The sequence below is a fragment of the Kitasatospora sp. NPDC004240 genome, assembly GCF_053603215.1.
Genome location: NZ_JBSGFD010000027.1, coordinates 35319 through 51639 on the forward strand (window position 1 = coordinate 35319; position 16321 = coordinate 51639).

Annotated in this window: 16 protein-coding genes; 10 read left to right on the forward strand and 6 right to left on the reverse strand. The window is 74.1% G+C overall.

What is annotated here, in order from left to right:
- Positions 1-316 precede the first annotated feature (316 nt).
- Both ACWEQL_RS10180 and ACWEQL_RS10185 read left to right on the forward strand, forming a co-directional pair.
- Complete coding sequence (locus tag ACWEQL_RS10180) at positions 317-634, forward strand: hypothetical protein (RefSeq protein ID WP_452149749.1); 318 nt, start codon at positions 317-319, stop codon at positions 632-634.
- Between the two features lie 211 nt (positions 635-845).
- Positions 846-2003 (forward strand): acyl-CoA dehydrogenase family protein, encoded by a 1158-nt coding sequence (locus tag ACWEQL_RS10185; protein WP_452149750.1) that lies wholly within the window; start codon positions 846-848, stop codon positions 2001-2003.
- Between the two features lie 190 nt (positions 2004-2193).
- Here the strand turns inward: ACWEQL_RS10185 and ACWEQL_RS10190 are convergent, their stop codons facing one another.
- The gene (locus tag ACWEQL_RS10190; RefSeq protein WP_452149751.1) at positions 2194-2460 is read right to left on the reverse strand and encodes a hypothetical protein; all 267 of its coding nucleotides are present in this window, start codon (positions 2458-2460) and stop codon (positions 2194-2196) included.
- Between the two features lie 190 nt (positions 2461-2650).
- Here ACWEQL_RS10190 and ACWEQL_RS10195 point away from each other — a divergent pair, with 190 nt between their 5' ends.
- Positions 2651-2968: a cupin gene (locus tag ACWEQL_RS10195; RefSeq protein ID WP_452149752.1), complete on the forward strand. Its 318-nt coding sequence runs from the start codon at positions 2651-2653 to the stop codon at positions 2966-2968.
- Positions 2969-3121: 153 nt separating this feature from the next.
- On the opposite strand, the gene ACWEQL_RS10200 is transcribed toward ACWEQL_RS10195, so the two are convergent.
- The gene (locus tag ACWEQL_RS10200; protein ID WP_452149753.1) at positions 3122-3703 is read right to left on the reverse strand and encodes a TetR/AcrR family transcriptional regulator; all 582 of its coding nucleotides are present in this window, start codon (positions 3701-3703) and stop codon (positions 3122-3124) included.
- A gap of 110 nt (positions 3704-3813) precedes the next feature.
- Here ACWEQL_RS10200 and ACWEQL_RS10205 point away from each other — a divergent pair, with 110 nt between their 5' ends.
- Positions 3814-5388 (forward strand): MFS transporter, encoded by a 1575-nt coding sequence (locus tag ACWEQL_RS10205; RefSeq protein ID WP_452149754.1) that lies wholly within the window; start codon positions 3814-3816, stop codon positions 5386-5388.
- A 172-nt stretch (positions 5389-5560) separates the two neighbouring features.
- Here the strand turns inward: ACWEQL_RS10205 and ACWEQL_RS10210 are convergent, their stop codons facing one another.
- Positions 5561-6355, reverse strand: a complete 795-nt coding sequence (locus tag ACWEQL_RS10210; RefSeq protein WP_452149755.1) for an alpha/beta fold hydrolase — start codon at positions 6353-6355, stop codon at positions 5561-5563.
- A gap of 145 nt (positions 6356-6500) precedes the next feature.
- Here ACWEQL_RS10210 and ACWEQL_RS10215 point away from each other — a divergent pair, with 145 nt between their 5' ends.
- The 6 genes from ACWEQL_RS10215 to ACWEQL_RS10240 all read left to right on the forward strand — a co-directional run bounded on the left by ACWEQL_RS10215 (position 6501) and on the right by ACWEQL_RS10240 (position 11099).
- Positions 6501-6962 (forward strand): MarR family winged helix-turn-helix transcriptional regulator, encoded by a 462-nt coding sequence (locus ACWEQL_RS10215; protein ID WP_452149756.1) that lies wholly within the window; start codon positions 6501-6503, stop codon positions 6960-6962.
- 279 nt (positions 6963-7241) lie between these two features.
- Positions 7242-7640, forward strand: a complete 399-nt coding sequence (locus ACWEQL_RS10220) for a YidH family protein (protein WP_452149757.1) — start codon at positions 7242-7244, stop codon at positions 7638-7640.
- Between the two features lie 183 nt (positions 7641-7823).
- The gene (gene tatA, locus ACWEQL_RS10225; RefSeq protein WP_452149758.1) at positions 7824-8129 is read left to right on the forward strand and encodes a Sec-independent protein translocase subunit TatA; all 306 of its coding nucleotides are present in this window, start codon (positions 7824-7826) and stop codon (positions 8127-8129) included.
- 162 nt (positions 8130-8291) lie between these two features.
- Positions 8292-9590, forward strand: coding sequence for a hypothetical protein (locus tag ACWEQL_RS10230; RefSeq protein ID WP_452149759.1), 1299 nt, complete (start codon positions 8292-8294; stop codon positions 9588-9590).
- A 111-nt stretch (positions 9591-9701) separates the two neighbouring features.
- Entirely contained in the window at positions 9702-10364 is a 663-nt protein-coding gene (locus ACWEQL_RS10235) for a MerR family transcriptional regulator (protein ID WP_452149760.1), read from the forward strand.
- 153 nt (positions 10365-10517) lie between these two features.
- The gene (locus ACWEQL_RS10240) at positions 10518-11099 is read left to right on the forward strand and encodes a potassium channel family protein (RefSeq protein ID WP_452149761.1); all 582 of its coding nucleotides are present in this window, start codon (positions 10518-10520) and stop codon (positions 11097-11099) included.
- 40 nt (positions 11100-11139) lie between these two features.
- On the opposite strand, the gene ACWEQL_RS10245 is transcribed toward ACWEQL_RS10240, so the two are convergent.
- The 3 genes from ACWEQL_RS10245 to ACWEQL_RS10255 all read right to left on the reverse strand — a co-directional run bounded on the left by ACWEQL_RS10245 (position 11140) and on the right by ACWEQL_RS10255 (position 16262).
- Complete coding sequence (locus ACWEQL_RS10245; RefSeq protein WP_452149762.1) at positions 11140-12285, reverse strand: winged helix DNA-binding domain-containing protein; 1146 nt, start codon at positions 12283-12285, stop codon at positions 11140-11142.
- A gap of 105 nt (positions 12286-12390) precedes the next feature.
- Positions 12391-13962 carry a protein kinase domain-containing protein gene (locus tag ACWEQL_RS10250; RefSeq protein ID WP_452149763.1) on the reverse strand — a complete coding sequence of 524 codons (1572 nt, stop codon included), beginning with the start codon at positions 13960-13962 and terminating at the stop codon, positions 12391-12393.
- 14 nt (positions 13963-13976) lie between these two features.
- Positions 13977-16262, reverse strand: a complete 2286-nt coding sequence (locus ACWEQL_RS10255; RefSeq protein ID WP_452149764.1) for a bifunctional polysaccharide deacetylase/glycosyltransferase family 2 protein — start codon at positions 16260-16262, stop codon at positions 13977-13979.
- Positions 16263-16321: the final 59 nt, after the last annotated feature.

Genomic DNA, 16321 nt, shown 5'->3' on the forward strand with positions numbered 1-16321 from the left:
TTTCTTTCCGGTCCCTTTTCCGGACCCGACCTCCAGTCAACTGCGGATTGACGGCGGGCAGTCGCCCCCTGGGCCGCCCGGGTGAGTCAACCCGACGCCGTACGGGGGAACTTCAGGACCCGGACGTGACCCGTGGCCGGGGCGGGCGTTCCGCTCCCACGTCCGCTTCATGACACCATCGGGCGAATTGCCACCCATTCGGTGGAGTTCGTCCACGGTGCTGGTGAATGCTGTCCGTGCGACGTCAGGCAACGGCACCCCGGAGCGGCCACTCCGACGGGCGCCACCTTCGCACTCCATCACCGGGGAGACCAGCGTGTCCCGTATCCGCACCGCCGCCGCCGTCACCGCCCTCGGGGCGTTCCTGCTCCTGGGCGCCGGCACCGCCCAGGCCGACAACGGCGCGGGCGCCGACCACAACTCCAACAGCGGCGTCGTGAGCACCATCGGCTCCGGGAACATCGTGGGCGGCGTCAACGGCAACGCCGTCGGCACCCAGCAGGCCGCGACCGGCTCCGGGGCGGCCAACCAGAACGGCACCACGGCCGTCGCGGGCAACTCCGGCGGGGTCGGCGCCCTCCAGGGCAACGGGAACCTCGCCGCCGAGGTCTACTACCCGTTCGTCCTCTACTAGGCCCGGCTCGCCCGGGAACGGGGTCCGCCCACCCGGGGACGGGGTCCGCCCGCCCGGGCCGGCGACCCGCCCCGCGCTGGTGGGGCGGGTCGCCGGAGCGGCGCGCGGCGGGCACCCGGACTGTGGACAGGTAAAGCTACCCGCGATTAACTTAGCGGGGCGGTCAGCCGCTCGGCTGGCATCACCTGGCACCACCGAAGGGAGCGCCGCCGTGCGTCGCACCGTGTTCACCGAGGACCACGAGGCGTTCCGGGAGACCATCCGGGACTTCATCGCCAACGAGGTCGTCCCGGTCTACGAGAGCTGGGAGGCCGCCGGCCACCCGCCCCGCGACTTCTACCGCAAGCTCGGCGAGCTGGGCGTCTTCGGCATCGAGGTGCCCGAGGAGTACGGCGGCGCGGGCGAGACCGGCTTCAAGTACCAGGCCGTCATCATGGAGGAGACCGCCCGCGCGGGCGTGAGCTTCGGTTCCTCCGGCGTGCACACCGGCCTGGTGCTGCCGTACCTGATGGAGTACGCCAACGAGGAGCAGAAGCAGCGCTGGCTGCCGCCCTTCGTCTCCGGCGACATGATGACCGCCATCGCGATGACCGAGCCCGGCACCGGCTCCGACCTCGCCGGCATCACCACCACCGCCAAGCTCTCCGAGGACGGCACCCACTACGTCCTCAACGGCGCCAAGACCTTCATCACCGGCGGCGTGGTCGCCGACCTGGTGCTGGTGATCGCCCGCACCTCGCCGTACGACCCCGCGAACCGCCGCGCCGGCCTGTCGATCCTCTGCGTGGACACCACGTCCGAGGGCTACACCGTCGGCCGCAAGCTGGAGAAGATCGGCCTGCGCACCTCCGACACCGCCGAGCTGGCCTTCAGCGACGTCAAGGTGCCGGTCGAGAACCTGCTCGGCGAGGAGGGCAAGGCCTTCTCCTACCTGGCCCACAACCTGGTCCAGGAGCGCCTGGCGATCGCCGTCGGCGCGTACGCGGCCTCGGCGGCGGCGGTGCGCTTCGCCGTCCAGTACACCAAGGACCGCCAGGTCTTCGGCAAGGCCGTCGCCGAGTTCCAGAACACCAAGTTCACGCTGGCCGACTGCCAGGCCCAGGTGATGGCGCAGGAGTCGATGGTCGACCGCGCGCTGGACCTCTACCAGGCCGGCGAGCTGTCGGTCGCGGACGCGGCCGCGGCCAAGCTGTTCACCACCGAGTCGGCCGCCCAGGTCATCGACAAGTGCCTCCAGCTGCACGGCGGCTACGGCTACATCCTGGAGTACCCGATCGCCCGCCTCTACACCGACAACCGGGTCTTCCGGATCTACGGCGGCACCAGCGAGGTCATGCGCAGCATCGTCGCCAAGTCGCTGGGCCTGTAGCCCCGACGGCGCGGCGGTACGGCGCTACGGCGCTACGGCGCTACCGGCAGCATGACGTACGGCGGCGGGCCTCACCCCCACGGGGCCCGCCGCCGTCGTGTGTCCACCGCCGTTCTTCGGCCACCGCCGTTCTTCGGCCACCGGTGCGACCCGGCCGCCGGTACCGCGCGGCCGTACGGCGCGGGCGGGATCAGTTCGGCGAGTTGTGCTCGGCGCGCCAGGCCTCCCAGCCCGCCGTCGAGGCGACCTTGGCCTCGTGCAGGGCCCGGTGGGCCATCTCGGCCGGCGGGCGGTCCATCCGGCGCATCCAGCCCCGGCCGGCCGAGGCCAGTGCCGCGCACACCATCATCGTCCCGGTCAGGCCGCAGAGCGCGCCCACCCCGGTGAGCACCGCGCCGCCGACCAGGAGCGGGCGGTTGACCTGGAAGCCGCTGAAGAAACTGTCAGTGTTCGCCATGCCTCCACCATGGGCGCACTCGGCCCACCTCGCACGTCGAGCGCCCGCCCGATGACGCCTCCCGGGCGACACCCCCGGCGGCACGCGTCCCGGCGCCCGCTCCGGGTGCGCGCGGACCGGCCGTCCGGGACGCTGGGCCCGCGGGCCCGTTCCCGCAGGCCCCGCCGGTCCGGTCGCAGGAGGACGCGCGATGGACGATCTCGAACACCTCGCCGACGAGCACACCGCACTGGCCGCCGCCAGCCCGCACGGGCGCAGCGCCCATCTGGTCCTGCACGACGGCGTCCTGCGCCAGACCGTGATCGCGCTGACCGCGGGCACCGTGCTGGACGAGCACAACGCGCCGACCGCCGCCAGCCTCCAGGTGCTGCGCGGCCGGGTCTCGGTGACCATCGCGGGACGGCGGGAGGAGCTGACGGCGGGCCAGCTGCACCCGCTGCCGCAGGAGCGGCACGGGCTGCTGGCGCACGTCGACTCGGTGGTGCTGCTGACGGCCGTCACCGTCTGAGCGCGGGCGTCACCGGGCCGGGCGCGGGCGTCACCGGGCCGGGCGCGGGCGCGGTACGGCATCGGCGTGGGGTCGCCGTACGGGCACGGGAGTCGCCATCTGAGCCCGGGCCGGGCGTGGGCGTCGTGGGCCGGGCGTGGGCGTCGTGGGCCGCTACGGGTTGAGCACGCTGCCGCCCACCAGCCGCAGCCCGTGCAGCAGGTCGCGGCCGCTCGGCGCGTGCTCCGGGGCGGAGACCCAGAGCGCGGCCAGTCCGGCCAGCAGCGCCTGGTAGAAGGCGCCGCGCGCCAGCTCGTCGTCGTTCTCGGGGACCTCTTCGAGCCCCTGGAACACCGAGGCCAGGCCGAGCCGGGCCTCCTTCTGGGCGTGGCCGAGCATCTCCTTCAGCTCGGGCGCGTGGTCGACCTGGGCGATCGCCTCCAGCTGCGCCGTCCACAGCCCCCGGTTCTCGACGAAGGTCCGCATCACACCGTCCCAGACCGCGATGAAGCGCTCCTCGGGATCGTCCGTGCTCGCGCTCGCCGCGACGACCACCGTGTGCAGCGCGTCACCCCACTCGCCCACCGCCTCGATCAGCGCGGTGTTGAGCAGCGTCTCCTTGGAGCCGAAGTGGTAGCCGATCGCGGCCAGGCTCACCCCGGAGGCGGCGGCGATGTCGCGGGCGGTGGTGCGCCCGTAACCCTTCTCGGCCAGGCAGCGCTTGGCGCCGGTCAGCAGGTCTTCGCGATTTCCCATGACTCCGATGGTACGGAAGATCTGGACGTACGTCTTGCACGAATGTCTCGCACGATCGATTTAGACGCTCGTACTAGACAAACGTCTGACACGAGCGTACGGTTCCACCCATGACCGCAACCAACGGCCTCGCAGGCCGCCGCGAATGGACCGGCCTCGCCGTCCTCCTGCTCCCGACCCTCGTCGTCGCGATGGACATGGGCGTCCTCTTCTTCGCCGTCCCCTACATCTCCACCACCCTGGCGCCGAGCGGCACCGAGCAGCTGTGGATCATGGACATGTACTCGTTCCTGCTGGCCGGGCTGCTGATCACGATGGGCGCCCTGGGTGACCGGATCGGCCGCCGCCGGCTGCTGATGATCGGCGCCGCCGGGTTCATCGGCGCCTCGGCGCTCGCCGCCTACGCCGACAGCGCGGCCCAGCTGATCGCCGCCCGCGCCCTGCTCGGCGTCGCCGGCGCGACCGTGATGCCCTCGACCCTCGCGCTGATCCGCAACATGTTCCACGACCCCAAGCAGCGTCAGATCGCCCTCGGCGCCTGGGGCGGCGTCCTCACCGCCGGCGCCACCCTCGGCCCGGTCGTCGGCGGCCTGCTGCTGCACTGGTTCTGGTGGGGCGCGGCCTTCCTGGTCTCCATCCCCGTGATGCTGCTGGTCCTGGCCGCCGCGCCCGCCCTGCTCCCCGAGTACCGCTCCGCCACCCGCCGGGGCAGCTTCGACCTGGCCGGTGCCGCCCTCTCGCTGGCCGCGATCCTGCCGGTCGTCTACGGCATCAAGACCCTGTCGGTCGAGGGCTGGAGCGTGCTGCCCGCCGCCGCGATCCCGGCCGGCCTGCTGATCGCCGCCGCCTTCGTGTGGCGCCAGCGCACCGCCGCCGACCCGCTGCTCGACCTGAGCCTGTTCCGGATCCGCACCTTCAGCGGGGCGATCACCGTCAACACCATCGCGATGTTCGCGATGATGGGCTTCACCCTCTTCACCTCGCAGTACCTGCAGCTGGTCAAGGGCATGAGCCCGCTGGAGGCCTCGCTCTGGGCACTGGTCCCGAGCGTGGGCGTCGGCGCCGCGGTCGGCATCAGCGGCGCCCTGGCCGGCAAGGTCCGCCCGGCGGTGCTGATGGCCGGTGGCTTCCTGATCGGCGCGACCGGCTTCGCGATGATGACCCAGGTCGGCGTGCACTCCCCGCTCGCCCTGATCCTCACCGCCGCCGGTGTGCTGGCGGCCGGCACGGTCGGCACCATGACCCTGACCGCCGAGATGGTCGTCTCCGCCGCCCCCGCCGAACGGGCCGGCGCCGCCTCCGCCACCTCGGAGACCGCCGTCGAGCTCGGCAGCTCCCTCGGCATCGCCCTGCTCGGCGCGGCCGGCGCCGCGGTCTACCGCGACCGGCTGGACGGCACCCTCCCGGCCGGTCTGGACGGCGGGGCCGCCGCCACCGCGCAGGACACCCTCGGCGGTGCGGCCACCGTCGCCGCCCACCTCCCCGGCCGGCTCGGCACCGACCTGCTGGAGAGCGCCCGGCTCGCCTTCACCGACGGCCTGCACGTGGCCGCCGTGGTCGGCCTGGTCTTCACCCTGGGCGCCGCCGCCCTGGCCTACGGGCTGATGCGGCACCTGCCGGCCCAGGCCCCGGCCTCGGCCTCGGCCGAGGGGCCGGAGGCGCGCACCGAGCCCGCTGCCGCCTGACGGCGCCCGCAGGAACCGGGGCAGGAGCCCCGGCAGGAGCAGCGCGAGTCATCCGAGAGCCCGGCCCCCGTACCGCGGGGCCGGGCTCTCAGGCGTTCCGGGTTCGCTGGTGCTCCGGGGCCCCGGGTCCGTCGACCGGCGGGCCGCCGACCCGACGGTGGCCGGCCCGGTGTCAGGCGGCCGCCAGCCGGCCCGCGATGGCGGCCGCGAAGGCGTCCGGGTCCTCGAAGGGCAGGGCGTGACCGCCCGGCAGGTCCACGAGTTCGGCACCCGGGACGAGTCGGGCCACCTCGCGCTGGTGGTACGGCGGCACGATCCGGTCGTCCGTCCCGGAGAGGATCACCGTGGGCGCCGTGACCCGCGGAAGCAGTGCGGTGAGGTCGACCTCGGCATCCGCGCGGGCCTGGCGGGCGAACCCCTCCCCCGCTGCGGCCAGCAGCCCGGCGAACCCCTCCGTGGCGGCGGCGAAGTCCGCGGCGTCGCGCGAGCGCCGGGTGTCCTCCGACACCGCGGTCAACTGGAGCAGCCGGGCCAGCAGCTCCGGGTCCTGGTCGAGCAGCCTGGTCCACAGGTCGAACTGGAAGGCCAGATGCGCGTCGGTCCGGGCCCACGGCGCGTGCGCGATCACCGAACGCACCCGTTCCGGACGGGTGGCCGCGACGGCCAGCGCGACCACCGCCCCGAGCGAGTGCCCGACCACGTGGAACTCCGTCAGCCCCGCGTCCTCGGCGGCCGCGAGCACCTGCCCCACCAGCCCCTCGACCCGGATCGGGCCGCCGTCGTCGACCGTGGCCCCGCTGCCGGAGAGGTCCGGCGCGACCACGGTGAAGCGGTCGCCGACCGCCTCGATCAGCGACCCCCAGTTGCCCGGCCCGTCCGCGCCGGTGCCGTGCACCAGGACCAGGCCCGGGCCCTCCCCGGTACGCAGGTAGTTCACGACGCTGGTGCCGGTGGTGACGGTCGGCATGCGGTTCCCCTCCGAAGCTCACGAGGCCCTGCGGATCACCGCGGAGCCATGGCCATCCCCATGGCCAGACAACCATCAATATCCTGATGGCCATCAGAGTATTGATCAACATACGGGTTCTTGCCAAGTCCGCTAGCCTTCGGGCGTGGACACCGAGCAGAGGCTGACCGAGGCCGTCGGCTGGCGCCTGGGCGCCGCCGTCAAGCGCGCCGAGCAGGCCCTCATGACCGAGAAGACCCGGGTGCTGCGGCCGTACGGGCTCACCGTGCCGCAGTACGCGGCGCTGCTCACGCTCTCGCTCGCGTCGGGGATCTCGGGCGCCAAGCTGGCCCGGCTCTGCCTGGTGACGCCGCAGAGCATGACGACCGTGCTGAAGACCCTGGAGTCCCGGGGCCTGATCGAGCGTCGACCCTCCCCCGACCACGCGCAGGTGCTGGTCACCCGGCTGACGGCGGACGGCGAGACGCTGCTGGCGGAGGCCGACACCGCGGCGGCGGCCGTCGAACGGCGACTGTACGAGGCGTACAGCGCGGAGGAACGTGAGCTGCTCGGACGAATGCTCGCGCGGGCCACGGCCGTTCTGGACGGCTCGACGGCGGAAGACTGACGGCTGACGGTCGGCGGATAACGGATGACGGATGGCAACGGGCATTCGCCGGATGACGGTCAGCCGATGACGGATAGCCGATGACGGATGACGGCCGACAGATGTCGACTGACCGCTGACGGCCGGCAGCCGACAGTTGACCGCTGACGGCTGACGGCTGACGGCTGACGGCTGACAGATTCCCAACGGCCCGTCGCCCCCGCACCGGAGCTGCGCCCCCTCCCTGACACCCCTAGGGTCGGTCGCAGACGCGCCTCGATCCGGCGAAGGGCGGTGCGGATGCCACAACCGGACCCGGCCCCACCCCCGGACGGGGAGTCACCCGAGGACGCCGCACGCGGCGTCGGCGAGGAGCCGGACTACCGCTTCTCCCTGGCCAACGAGCGCACCTTCCTGGCCTGGATCCGCACCGCCCTGGGCCTGCTCGCCGGCGGCATCGCCGTCGACCAGCTGACGCCCGGCGTCGCCCCGGCCCCGCTGCGGGCGGCCCTGGCCGTGGTGTGCGCGCTGGGCGGCGCGCTCCTCGGCGCGACGGCGTACCGGCGGTGGCAGCGCGTCGAGCGCGCGATGCGACTGGGCGAACCGTTGCCCCGTACGCCGATGCTGCCCGCGCTGGCGGTGGGGGTGGCCCTGATGGCACTGGTGTTCTGCGGACTGCTCGTCGGGTACGCGAACTGAGCGTGCCGGGCCCGGGCAACGTGGCCCTCGCCACTCTCGTTCTTGCGCCGCCTTGACAACACCTGGTTTTTGACCAGCGTTTCCCGGCCGGTGTATACGTTCGCGGTCACTGGCAGGCATACTGGCCAGGTCGGGCGCTTTGCCCGCCTGTGACTCTAGATGAGAAGGGACCGGTGGCCAGGGATGCTGCGTAACGGTCTTGAGCCCTGGCACATCGTCGTGGTGCTGGCGGTCGTTGTCCTGCTGTTCGGGTCGAAGAAGCTTCCGGAGATGGCCCGCGGCCTCGGCAAGTCGATGCGTATCCTCAAGGCGGAGACCAAGGCTCTGCGCGAGGACGACGCGCCGGCCGAGGGTACCGCGCAGAGCACCGCCGCCGCGCCGGCCGCCGCCGCTCCCCAGCAGCCGGCCGCCGAGCAGCCGCGTCCGGCCGTGACGCCGACCAACATCACCAAGGGCGCCGAGACCCCCCGGTCCACCACCACCGCCTGATCTCTCACCGAAGCCCCCGGTTCCCCGTTCGGCGGAGCCGGGGGCTTCGGCGTTCCCGACTGGCCGTCCCCGATGATCCGTTGTCTCCTGGTTCGCACCGCCCTGTCCGGGCCGCGGGATCCGGACCACCAGGAACCCGGACCACCAGGAACGGAGCGTCGGATGCCGAGCAGCGGCCCGCCCGGGAACGAACCGGCCCGAGAACCGGTCGGCAGGTCGGCCGGCGGATCGGCCGGCGAGCCGAGCCGGAAGCCCGCCGCGACCTCACGCAAGCACCGGGTCCGCTCGCCGTTCGCCGTCCTGCTGGTGGTGCTGGCCTGCCTGCTCACCCCGCTCAGCCTGCTGGCGGTGTGGACGAACTCCGAGATCACCGACACCGACCGGTACGTGGCCACCATGGCCCCGCTCGCCCGGGACCCGGCGGTCCGGGCCGCGGTCACCGACCGGGTGACCGAGGAGGTCATGAAGTACGTCCCGGTCGGTTCGCTGCTCGACGGCATCGCACCCGCTGAGCGGCCCCTGCTGGACTCCCTGCTGGGCACCCTCGACGAGGCGCTGGGCAGCGGCATCGCCGGCTTCGTCCACGACCAGGTCGAGCGGGTGGTGGACAGCGAGGCGTTCACCGGCATCTGGGACGACCTCAACCGTTCGGCGCACGCCGCGGTCACCGAGTCGCCCACCGGCGAGGACGGCGGCGCCGTCCGGATCGAGGGCGACGCCGTGATGCTCGACCTCGCCCCGGTGATCGCCGAGGTCAAGGCCCGGATGGTGGCCGACGGGCTGGCGATCGCCTCGAAGATCCCCGAGGTGCACACCCGGTACACGCTGCTCCGCTCCGACGCCGTCCCCCGGGTCCGGACCGGGTTCCGGCTGCTGGACCTGGCCGGCCTCTGGCTGCCCGTGCTGACCGTGGCCTGTGCGGTGGGCGGGGTGCTGCTGGCCGTACGGCGCCGCCGGGCGACCGTCGCCGTCGCCCTCGGCATGGCCGGCGGGGCGCTGCTGCTGGGGATCGGGCTCACCGTGTTCCGCGCCGTCTACCTGGACGACCTGCCGACCGGCATCGACCGGCCCGCGGCCCTGGTGGTGTACGACACGCTGATCCGCTACCTGCGCTCCGCCGTCCGGGTGACGATCGCACTCGGCCTGCTGGTGGCACTGGGCGCCTGGATCAGCGGAGGCGGGCGGCGGGCCGGGGTGGTCCGGGGCATGTGGCAGTCCGGGCTGGGCGCCGTCCGGCAGACCGCCGAACGGGCGGGGCTTCGGCTCGGGCCGGTCGGGCGCTTCGTCCACCGCTGGCACGTCTGGCTGGGCTGGGCGGCGGTCGCCGGCGCGGCGCTGGCGTTCCTGCTGTGGAGCTACCCGACCGTGCTGGTGACGCTCTGTCTGGCGTTGGCGCTGGTGGCGGTGCTGGCGCTGCTGGAGTTCCTGGACGAACCGGGACCGGGCACGACCGCCGGCTGACCCGGCGGGCCCGGACACTCCCGGCGGGCCCGGACACTCCCGGCGACCCGACGGGAAGTGGAGAGGTAGGCTATCCATATTGCCGGAGGAGGACCTGGAGGAGACCACCGCATGCGCATCGGAGAGCTGAGCAACCGGACCGGCGTGCCCGTCCCGACCATCAAGTACTACCTGCGCGAGGGCCTGCTCCCGGCCGGTGAGCTGACCAGCCCCAACCAGGCCCAGTACGGGGAGACCCACGTCCGCCGGCTGAAGCTGGTCCGGGCGCTGGTCGAGGTCGGCAAGCTCTCCATCGCCGCCGCCCGCGAGGTGCTCGTCTCCATCGACGAACCCGGCATCGAGCTGCACCGGCTGCTGGGCACCGCCCACACCGCCATCGTCCCGCCGGTCACCGCCGACCGGGAGTCGCCCGCCTGGCAGGACGCCCGCCGGTACGCCGACGAGCTGATCGAGCGGCGCGGCTGGCTGGTGGACACGTGCAGCCCGACCCGGGACGCCATCGCCCAGGTGGTGATGACCCAGCGCGACCTCGGCCAGGAGGACCTGCTCCGGCTCAGCGACGCCTACGCCACGGCCGCCGAGCAGTTGGCCGGGGCCGAGGTGGCCGCCGTGGTGGACCGGGCCGACAACGACGGCCGGGTGGAGGGCGTGGTCCTGGGCACCGTCCTGGGCGAGGCCATGCTCGCCGCGCTGCGACTGGCCGCCCAGGAGAACGCCTCCGCCCAGGCCGCCCACGGCCGGACGGCGGTCGCCGGGGCCCACCCCTCCGCATAGGCCCCGCCCGGGAACCCGCTCCCGCACCCCCCTCCCCGTACGAGCCCCCTCCCCGCACAAGCCCCCGGCCCGCCTGAGTCCCCTCCCCGCACAAGCCGCCCGAACGGCCCAGCCCGTCGGGCGGCGGCCGACGGAGCGCCCCAGGCTGGGCAGGTGAGCCCAGCCACGCCACCGCCGCGCGAAAGCCCCCTACCGAGGACCTGGCTCGGGCTCCTCCTCCTGGTCGCGCTGCTGATGGTCGGTTACTTCACCCTCCCGCTGCGCAGCCTGGGCGACGACCGGCCGGTGCTCAGCTGGCTGATCTTCGCGGCGGCGCTCACCCTGCTGACCGGCCTGCTGCTCAAGCGCATCGCCGACATCCTGACCGGCACCGGCCGGCGGCCCGGCATGTGGCTGGCGTTCCTGATCTGCCTCTCGATGGTGGTCTTCGCGGCCACCTACTACATCCTGGCCGCGCATCCGGGCGAGTTCGACGGCCTCGAAACCCGGCTGGACGCGCTCTACTTCACCCTGGTCACGATGTCGACCATCGGGTACGGGGACATCACCCCGGCCGCCCAGTCCACCCGGCTGGTGGTGATGCTCCAGATCGTCTACAACTTCGTCTTCCTGGCGGCCGCCGCCGGCACCCTGACCAACCAGCTGCGCAGCGGCGTCGCCCGACGGGTGTCCCGGCAGCAGCCCGCCAAGGACACGGACCCGCCGCCGGAGCCCGGCCCGGCACCCGGCGGCTGAGCCCGGTACCCATCAGCGACACCCGACGGCTGAGCACCGGTCACATCGGCGCCAGCAGCCGCGTCTCGGCGGCCGGCACGCCCTTGGCCCACCAGTGGTCGTAGCGGCGGTAGGCCGCCGGGTCGCGGTCGGCGAGGAGCGCCGCCAGCGAACCGGCCTCGGCGGCGAGCCCCTCCCAGGCCGCCTCCGGCAGCGGGTGGAACGCGGTCGCCTCGATGCCGCCGTCGACGACCCGCCAGACCCCGGCGACCAGGCCGTCGACCAGCAGGGTGGGCAGCACGTCGCCGTTCACCCGGGTGACCGACTTGCGGTAGGCGGGCGGTGTGAGGCGGCCGCGGTCGGCGTGGGCGAGCAGGACGCTGTCCCACATCGCCATCAGCCGGGGCGGGGCCGGGGTGTCGCCGTCCGGGCGCGGTGCGCCGGGGAGGTCGTACAGCACCGTGCCGTCCGGGCCCTCCAGCCGTTCCAGCCCGTCGGCGAGCGACTCGACCGCCGTCCTGACCCGGGCCCGCTGGACCAGGGCGAACTGCGCCATGTCCGCCACCGAGGCGGGCCCGAAGCCCTCCAGGTAGCGGCGGATCAGGGTCGGCAACGCCCCGGCGGCGGCCTCGGCGGTCAGCTCGGGCTCCGGATCGGCCACGACGTACGAGGTCCTGGTCCCGTACGACCACGGGCCGCCGGTGGGCGCGTGCCACAGCGGCGCGTACTGCCGCAGCAGCCGCTGCGCCGCCACGGGCACCGGCGCGCCGAGCCGCCGCTCCAGCCAGTCGCCCAGTTCGGCGGCGGCGCGCGGGCGGTCGGCGTACGCGAGGAGCTCGGGCAGCAGTGCGCGGGCGTCGTCCGGGGTGAGACCGGAGGCGGTGAACCGCGGGTCGCCGATCCGGGAGCCGCGCAGCGTCGGTTCGACGGCCTCGCGGAAGGCCCGGTAGTCGTCGGCGTGGACCAGGTGCAGGGTGATCCGCATCAGCGTGGACCTGACCGCCGACCGGTCGGCGAGCGCCGCGTCCAGGTCGGCCGGGTCGAAGCCCTCGATCCGGTTCCACAGTGCCAGGTACGGCGACGCCGGCTGCTGCGCCTGCACGGCGACCACCCGGCGCAGCGCCCGCCCGACGTCCAGGCGCTCCCGGCCGAGCAGCAGCTGACGGGCGAGCGTGGCCCGGTTGAGCTCCTTCGCGGTGATCGTCATGCCGGGATTCTCCCCCGGCGCGCCGACAGCCGGCCGGGGCTTCCCGGAACCCGCACGGCCGCGCTCAGCCGCGCCCAGCACTCAGCACTCAGCCACGCCCAGCGCTCAGTCGTGCTGGTCGGCGGACTTCTCGACGGTGTTGATCAGCGTGGAGAGGCGGTTCTGCCAGGCCTGGGCGGTCCGCTCGTCCACGGCGTGCTTCTTGGCGAGGTCCTTGACGACGCGTTGGGCGTTGCGCAGTTCCCGTTCGGCGGCCTCGGGCTGGTCGTCCTTGAGGCGGTCGATCGCCTCGCCGAGCATCCGGACGACCTCGGCGTGGCGTTCCTGATCCTTGGCGGGCTGGGTCTGCGCGACGGTCTGCCGGAAGGCCGCGATGGCGGCGGCCGGGTCCTTGGGGTTGGCGGGGGTGGTCGCGGGCGCGGTGGGCGTCGCGGCCGGGGTGCTCGCGGCGGCGGTGGGCGTCGCCGCCGGGGTGGCGCCGGGCGCGGCGGTGGCGGTGGCGCTCGGCCGGGGCGCGGCGGCGTCGGCGGGCGGCTCGTCGAAGGCGGTGAGGCCGAGCACCGCGGCCCCGGCGATTCCGACCAGGCCGAGCGCCCCGAGCAGCAGCGGCTTGCGCCGGCTCTCCCGGACGGGCCCGTCGTACCCACGGTCGTACCCGCTCCCGTCCTGACCGCCGTACCCGCTCCCGTCCTGACCGCCGTACCCGGCCCGGTCGAACCCGCGCGGCCCGGTCGGGGGCAGCGGCGGGAGCAGGCTGGTGCGCTGCGGCTCGACGAAGACCGCGGCGGGCACCGGCGGCAGCATCTGGGTGGGGGCGGCCGCGCCGGCGAGCAGTTCGCTGGTGCGGTCGGGGACGGCCGAGGCCGGCACGGTGGCGACCAGCTGGGCCTGCGCGTGGGCGGCGGTGGCGGGCCGGTGGCCGGGGTTCTTGGCGAGCAGCCGCAGCACCACGGAGTCGACTGCGGCGGACAGCCCCGGGCGGACCACGGACGGCGGCACCGGGTGCTCGTTGACGTGTTTGGCGGCGATCTCCACCGGGCTGTCGGCGACGAACGGCTGCGCGCCGGTGAGCATCTCGTACAGCACGCAGCCGACCGAGTAGAGGTCGCTGCGGGCGTCGAGCGGGGCGGCGGTGGCCTGCTCGGGCGAGAGGTAGGCGGCCGTGCCGACCACCATCGCGGTCCGGGTGAGGTTCTCGGAGGAGCCGGCCCGGGCGATGCCGAAGTCGACGACCTTCACTCCCCCGTCGTCGGTGATCATGATGTTGCCCGGCTTGACGTCCCGGTGGACCAGCCCGGCGGTGTGCGCGACCTCCAGTCCCTCGCAGACCGCCGCCGCGATGCCGATCGCCCGTTCCACGGGCAGCGCGCCCTGCCGGGCGAGCAGGGCGGCCAGCGACTGCCCCTGCACCAGCTCCATGACGATGTACGGCGAGCCCTCGTCGACGCCGGAGTCGAAGACTGTGACGATCCGCGGGTGGACCAGCATCGCGGCGTGCTGGGCCTCCTGGCCGAAGCGCTCGGCGAAGCGCGGGTCGTCGGCGAGGCCGCCGTCGAGCACCTTGACGGCGACCTGGCGGCCCAGCACGTGGTCGAAGCCGCGCCAGACCGTCGCCATACCGCCGACGCCGAGTATCTCGACGAGCTCGTACCGGCCGTTCAGCGCGCGTCCGATCACTGGAACCGCTCCCCTCACATGCGGCGCCCAGGGCTTTGGGCGGCCTCGTGCACCTGTGCACGATAGCCGTCCGCGTCCCCGGGCCCGTCCGGGGCGGTCACCACCGGCACCACCGGCACCTGCAGCGAGCCGTAGCGCTGCATCCGCTGCCAGCGCAGCCGGGAGCCGGCCAGCGCGGTGACCACCGACTGGATCACCACCAGGTACATCAGCTGGCGGTAGACGAACTGCTGGAGCGGCAGCGACCACAGCGGCCCCAGCCGCTCGCGGTCGAGCCGGAACGCGTACACGCCCATGCCGACCTGGACCAGCAGGAACGCCGCCCAGAGGCCGACGATCCGGACCGGGTCGAGGAAGACCAGACCGTACAGCGCGAAGACGTCCACGACCGGGGCGAGCAGCGGCAGCAGCACCTGGAACATCAGCAGGTAGCCGAGTCCGCGCCGGCCCAGCTTGCCCGCCTGGCCGCCCTGGCGCAGCGCGCCGCGGTGCTTCCACATCGCCTGGAGGGTGCCGTAGCACCAGCGGTAGCGCTGACGCCACAGCGCGGAGAGCGAGGCGGGCGCCTCGGTCCAGGCCTTGGCCTTCTCCTCGTAGACGACCCGCCAGCCGTCGCGGCACAGGGCCATGGTGAGGTCGGTGTCCTCGGCGAGGGTCTCCTCGCCGACCCCGCCGACCGCGAGCACGGCCGAGCGGCGGAAGGCGCCGACCGCGCCGGGGACGGTGGGCATGCACTCGGCGAGGTCGAAGAGCCGGCGGTCCAGGTTGAACCCGACCACGTACTCGATGTGCTGCCAGCGGCCCAGCAGGCCACCCCGGTTGACCACCTTGGCGTTGCCGGAGACCGCGCCGACCGCCGGGTCGGCGAAGGGCTGCACCAGCATCCGGACGGCGTCGGGCTCGAAGACGGTGTCGCCGTCGACCATCACCAGCAGCTCCGCGCGGGCGGCGGCGATGCCGGTGTTGAGGGCGGCGGGCTTGCCGGCGTTCTCCTGCCGGATCACCCTGACGTACGGCAGGGCGAGCGATTCCACCAGGTCGGCGGTGCCGTCGGTGGAGCCGTCGTCGACCACGATGACCTCGACCGGGTGGTCGGAGGCGAGCAGCGAGCGGACGGCGGCCTCGATGCCGGCCGTCTCGTTGTAGGCGGGCACGATCACGCTGACCGGTTCGGTGACCGGCGGGCCCCAGGCGCGGCGGCGCAGCCGCTTGTGCCGGCGGGCGGCGACCAGGACGGCGACGGCGCGCAGGACGGCGACCGCGCCGGCCGCCCAGAGCAGCCAGCCGAGCACGGCCAGCGTCCGGTCGCCGGCCCACAGCACGCCGATCAGGGCCAGGCCCTGCCAGTGCTCGGCGGCGCTCGCCGGGTGGACCGGGTCGGGCAGGCCGACCGACTCGCTGACGGTGGTGAACCGCATGCCCCGGGCCTTGAGCTCGGGCAGCAGCCGGTCGAGGGCCGCGACGGTCTCCCAGCGGTTGCCGCCGGCGTCGTGCAGCAGCACGATCTGGCCCTGGTCGCCCCGGCCGGCGGTGGCCGCCTCCACGATCCGGTCGACGCCGGGGCGGCGCCAGTCCTGGCTGTCCAGCGTGGTGAGCACGGTGAGGTAGCCCTCCCGCCCGGCCTGCTGGACGGCGGCCCAGCCGGGGTCGTCCAGGCCCTGGGCGGTGGACGAGTACGGCGGGCGCAGCAGCGAGCTGGTCACGCCCGCGGCGCCGGCCAGGGCCAGCTGGCTCTCGCGCAGCTCCAGCGAGCGGCGCCACTCGGGGAGCTGGCCGAGGTCGGCGTGGGTGAAGGTGTGCACGCCGACCTGGTGGCCCTCGTCGATCATCCGGCGGACCAGCTCGGGGTGGGCGGCGACCTCGGTGCCCACCACGAAGAAGGTGGCGCGCACCTGGTTGCGGCGCAGGGTGTCCAGGACCTCGGCGGTCCAGCGCGGGTCGGGGCCGTCGTCGAAGGTGAGCGCGACGGTGCCGGGTGCGGGCGCGGCGGTGCGCGGCGACGGGCCGGAGGCGTCGATCACCGGACCGCCCTCGGCGACCTGGGCCGGGACGGTGCCGGAGGAGGCCGGGGCGTCGGTGGCGTCGGGCCGGTGGTCGTACAGGTGCTGGGTGTAGCCCTGGAGCAGCAGGGCGGCGGAGAGCGTGAGCAGCAGGGCGGTGAGCAGCAGCCAGTGGGTGCGCACCGGGCCCTGGCGGACGACTCCGCGCCGGCCGCGGCGCTCGCCGCGCGGGCCGCCCGGCGTACGGTCGGCGGTGCGGGTGGGGCGTGCCGGGGCACGGCGACGGCGGGATGCGCTCACAGGACGGCCTCGGCGGGGGTTCAGGGCTGACGGCGGCGGGACGGAACGGGTACGGGCGG

Excerpts from the sequence above, each read along its gene's own strand:
- ACWEQL_RS10200 (WP_452149753.1), bottom strand. The coding sequence starts at position 3,703 with ATGGGAAATCGCGAAGACCTGCTGACCGGCGCCAAGCGCTGCCTGGCC.
- ACWEQL_RS10220 (WP_452149757.1), top strand. The coding sequence starts at position 7,242 with ATGCCACAACCGGACCCGGCCCCACCCCCGGACGGGGAGTCACCCGAG.
- ACWEQL_RS10245 (WP_452149762.1), bottom strand. The coding sequence starts at position 12,285 with ATGACGATCACCGCGAAGGAGCTCAACCGGGCCACGCTCGCCCGTCAG.
- ACWEQL_RS10235 (WP_452149760.1), top strand. The coding sequence starts at position 9,702 with ATGCGCATCGGAGAGCTGAGCAACCGGACCGGCGTGCCCGTCCCGACC.
- ACWEQL_RS10195 (WP_452149752.1), top strand. The coding sequence starts at position 2,651 with ATGGACGATCTCGAACACCTCGCCGACGAGCACACCGCACTGGCCGCC.
- ACWEQL_RS10210 (WP_452149755.1), bottom strand. The coding sequence starts at position 6,355 with ATGCCGACCGTCACCACCGGCACCAGCGTCGTGAACTACCTGCGTACC.
- ACWEQL_RS10230 (WP_452149759.1), top strand. The coding sequence starts at position 8,292 with ATGCCGAGCAGCGGCCCGCCCGGGAACGAACCGGCCCGAGAACCGGTC.
- ACWEQL_RS10190 (WP_452149751.1), bottom strand. The coding sequence starts at position 2,460 with ATGGCGAACACTGACAGTTTCTTCAGCGGCTTCCAGGTCAACCGCCCG.
- ACWEQL_RS10205 (WP_452149754.1), top strand. The coding sequence starts at position 3,814 with ATGACCGCAACCAACGGCCTCGCAGGCCGCCGCGAATGGACCGGCCTC.
- tatA (WP_452149758.1), top strand. The coding sequence starts at position 7,824 with ATGCTGCGTAACGGTCTTGAGCCCTGGCACATCGTCGTGGTGCTGGCG.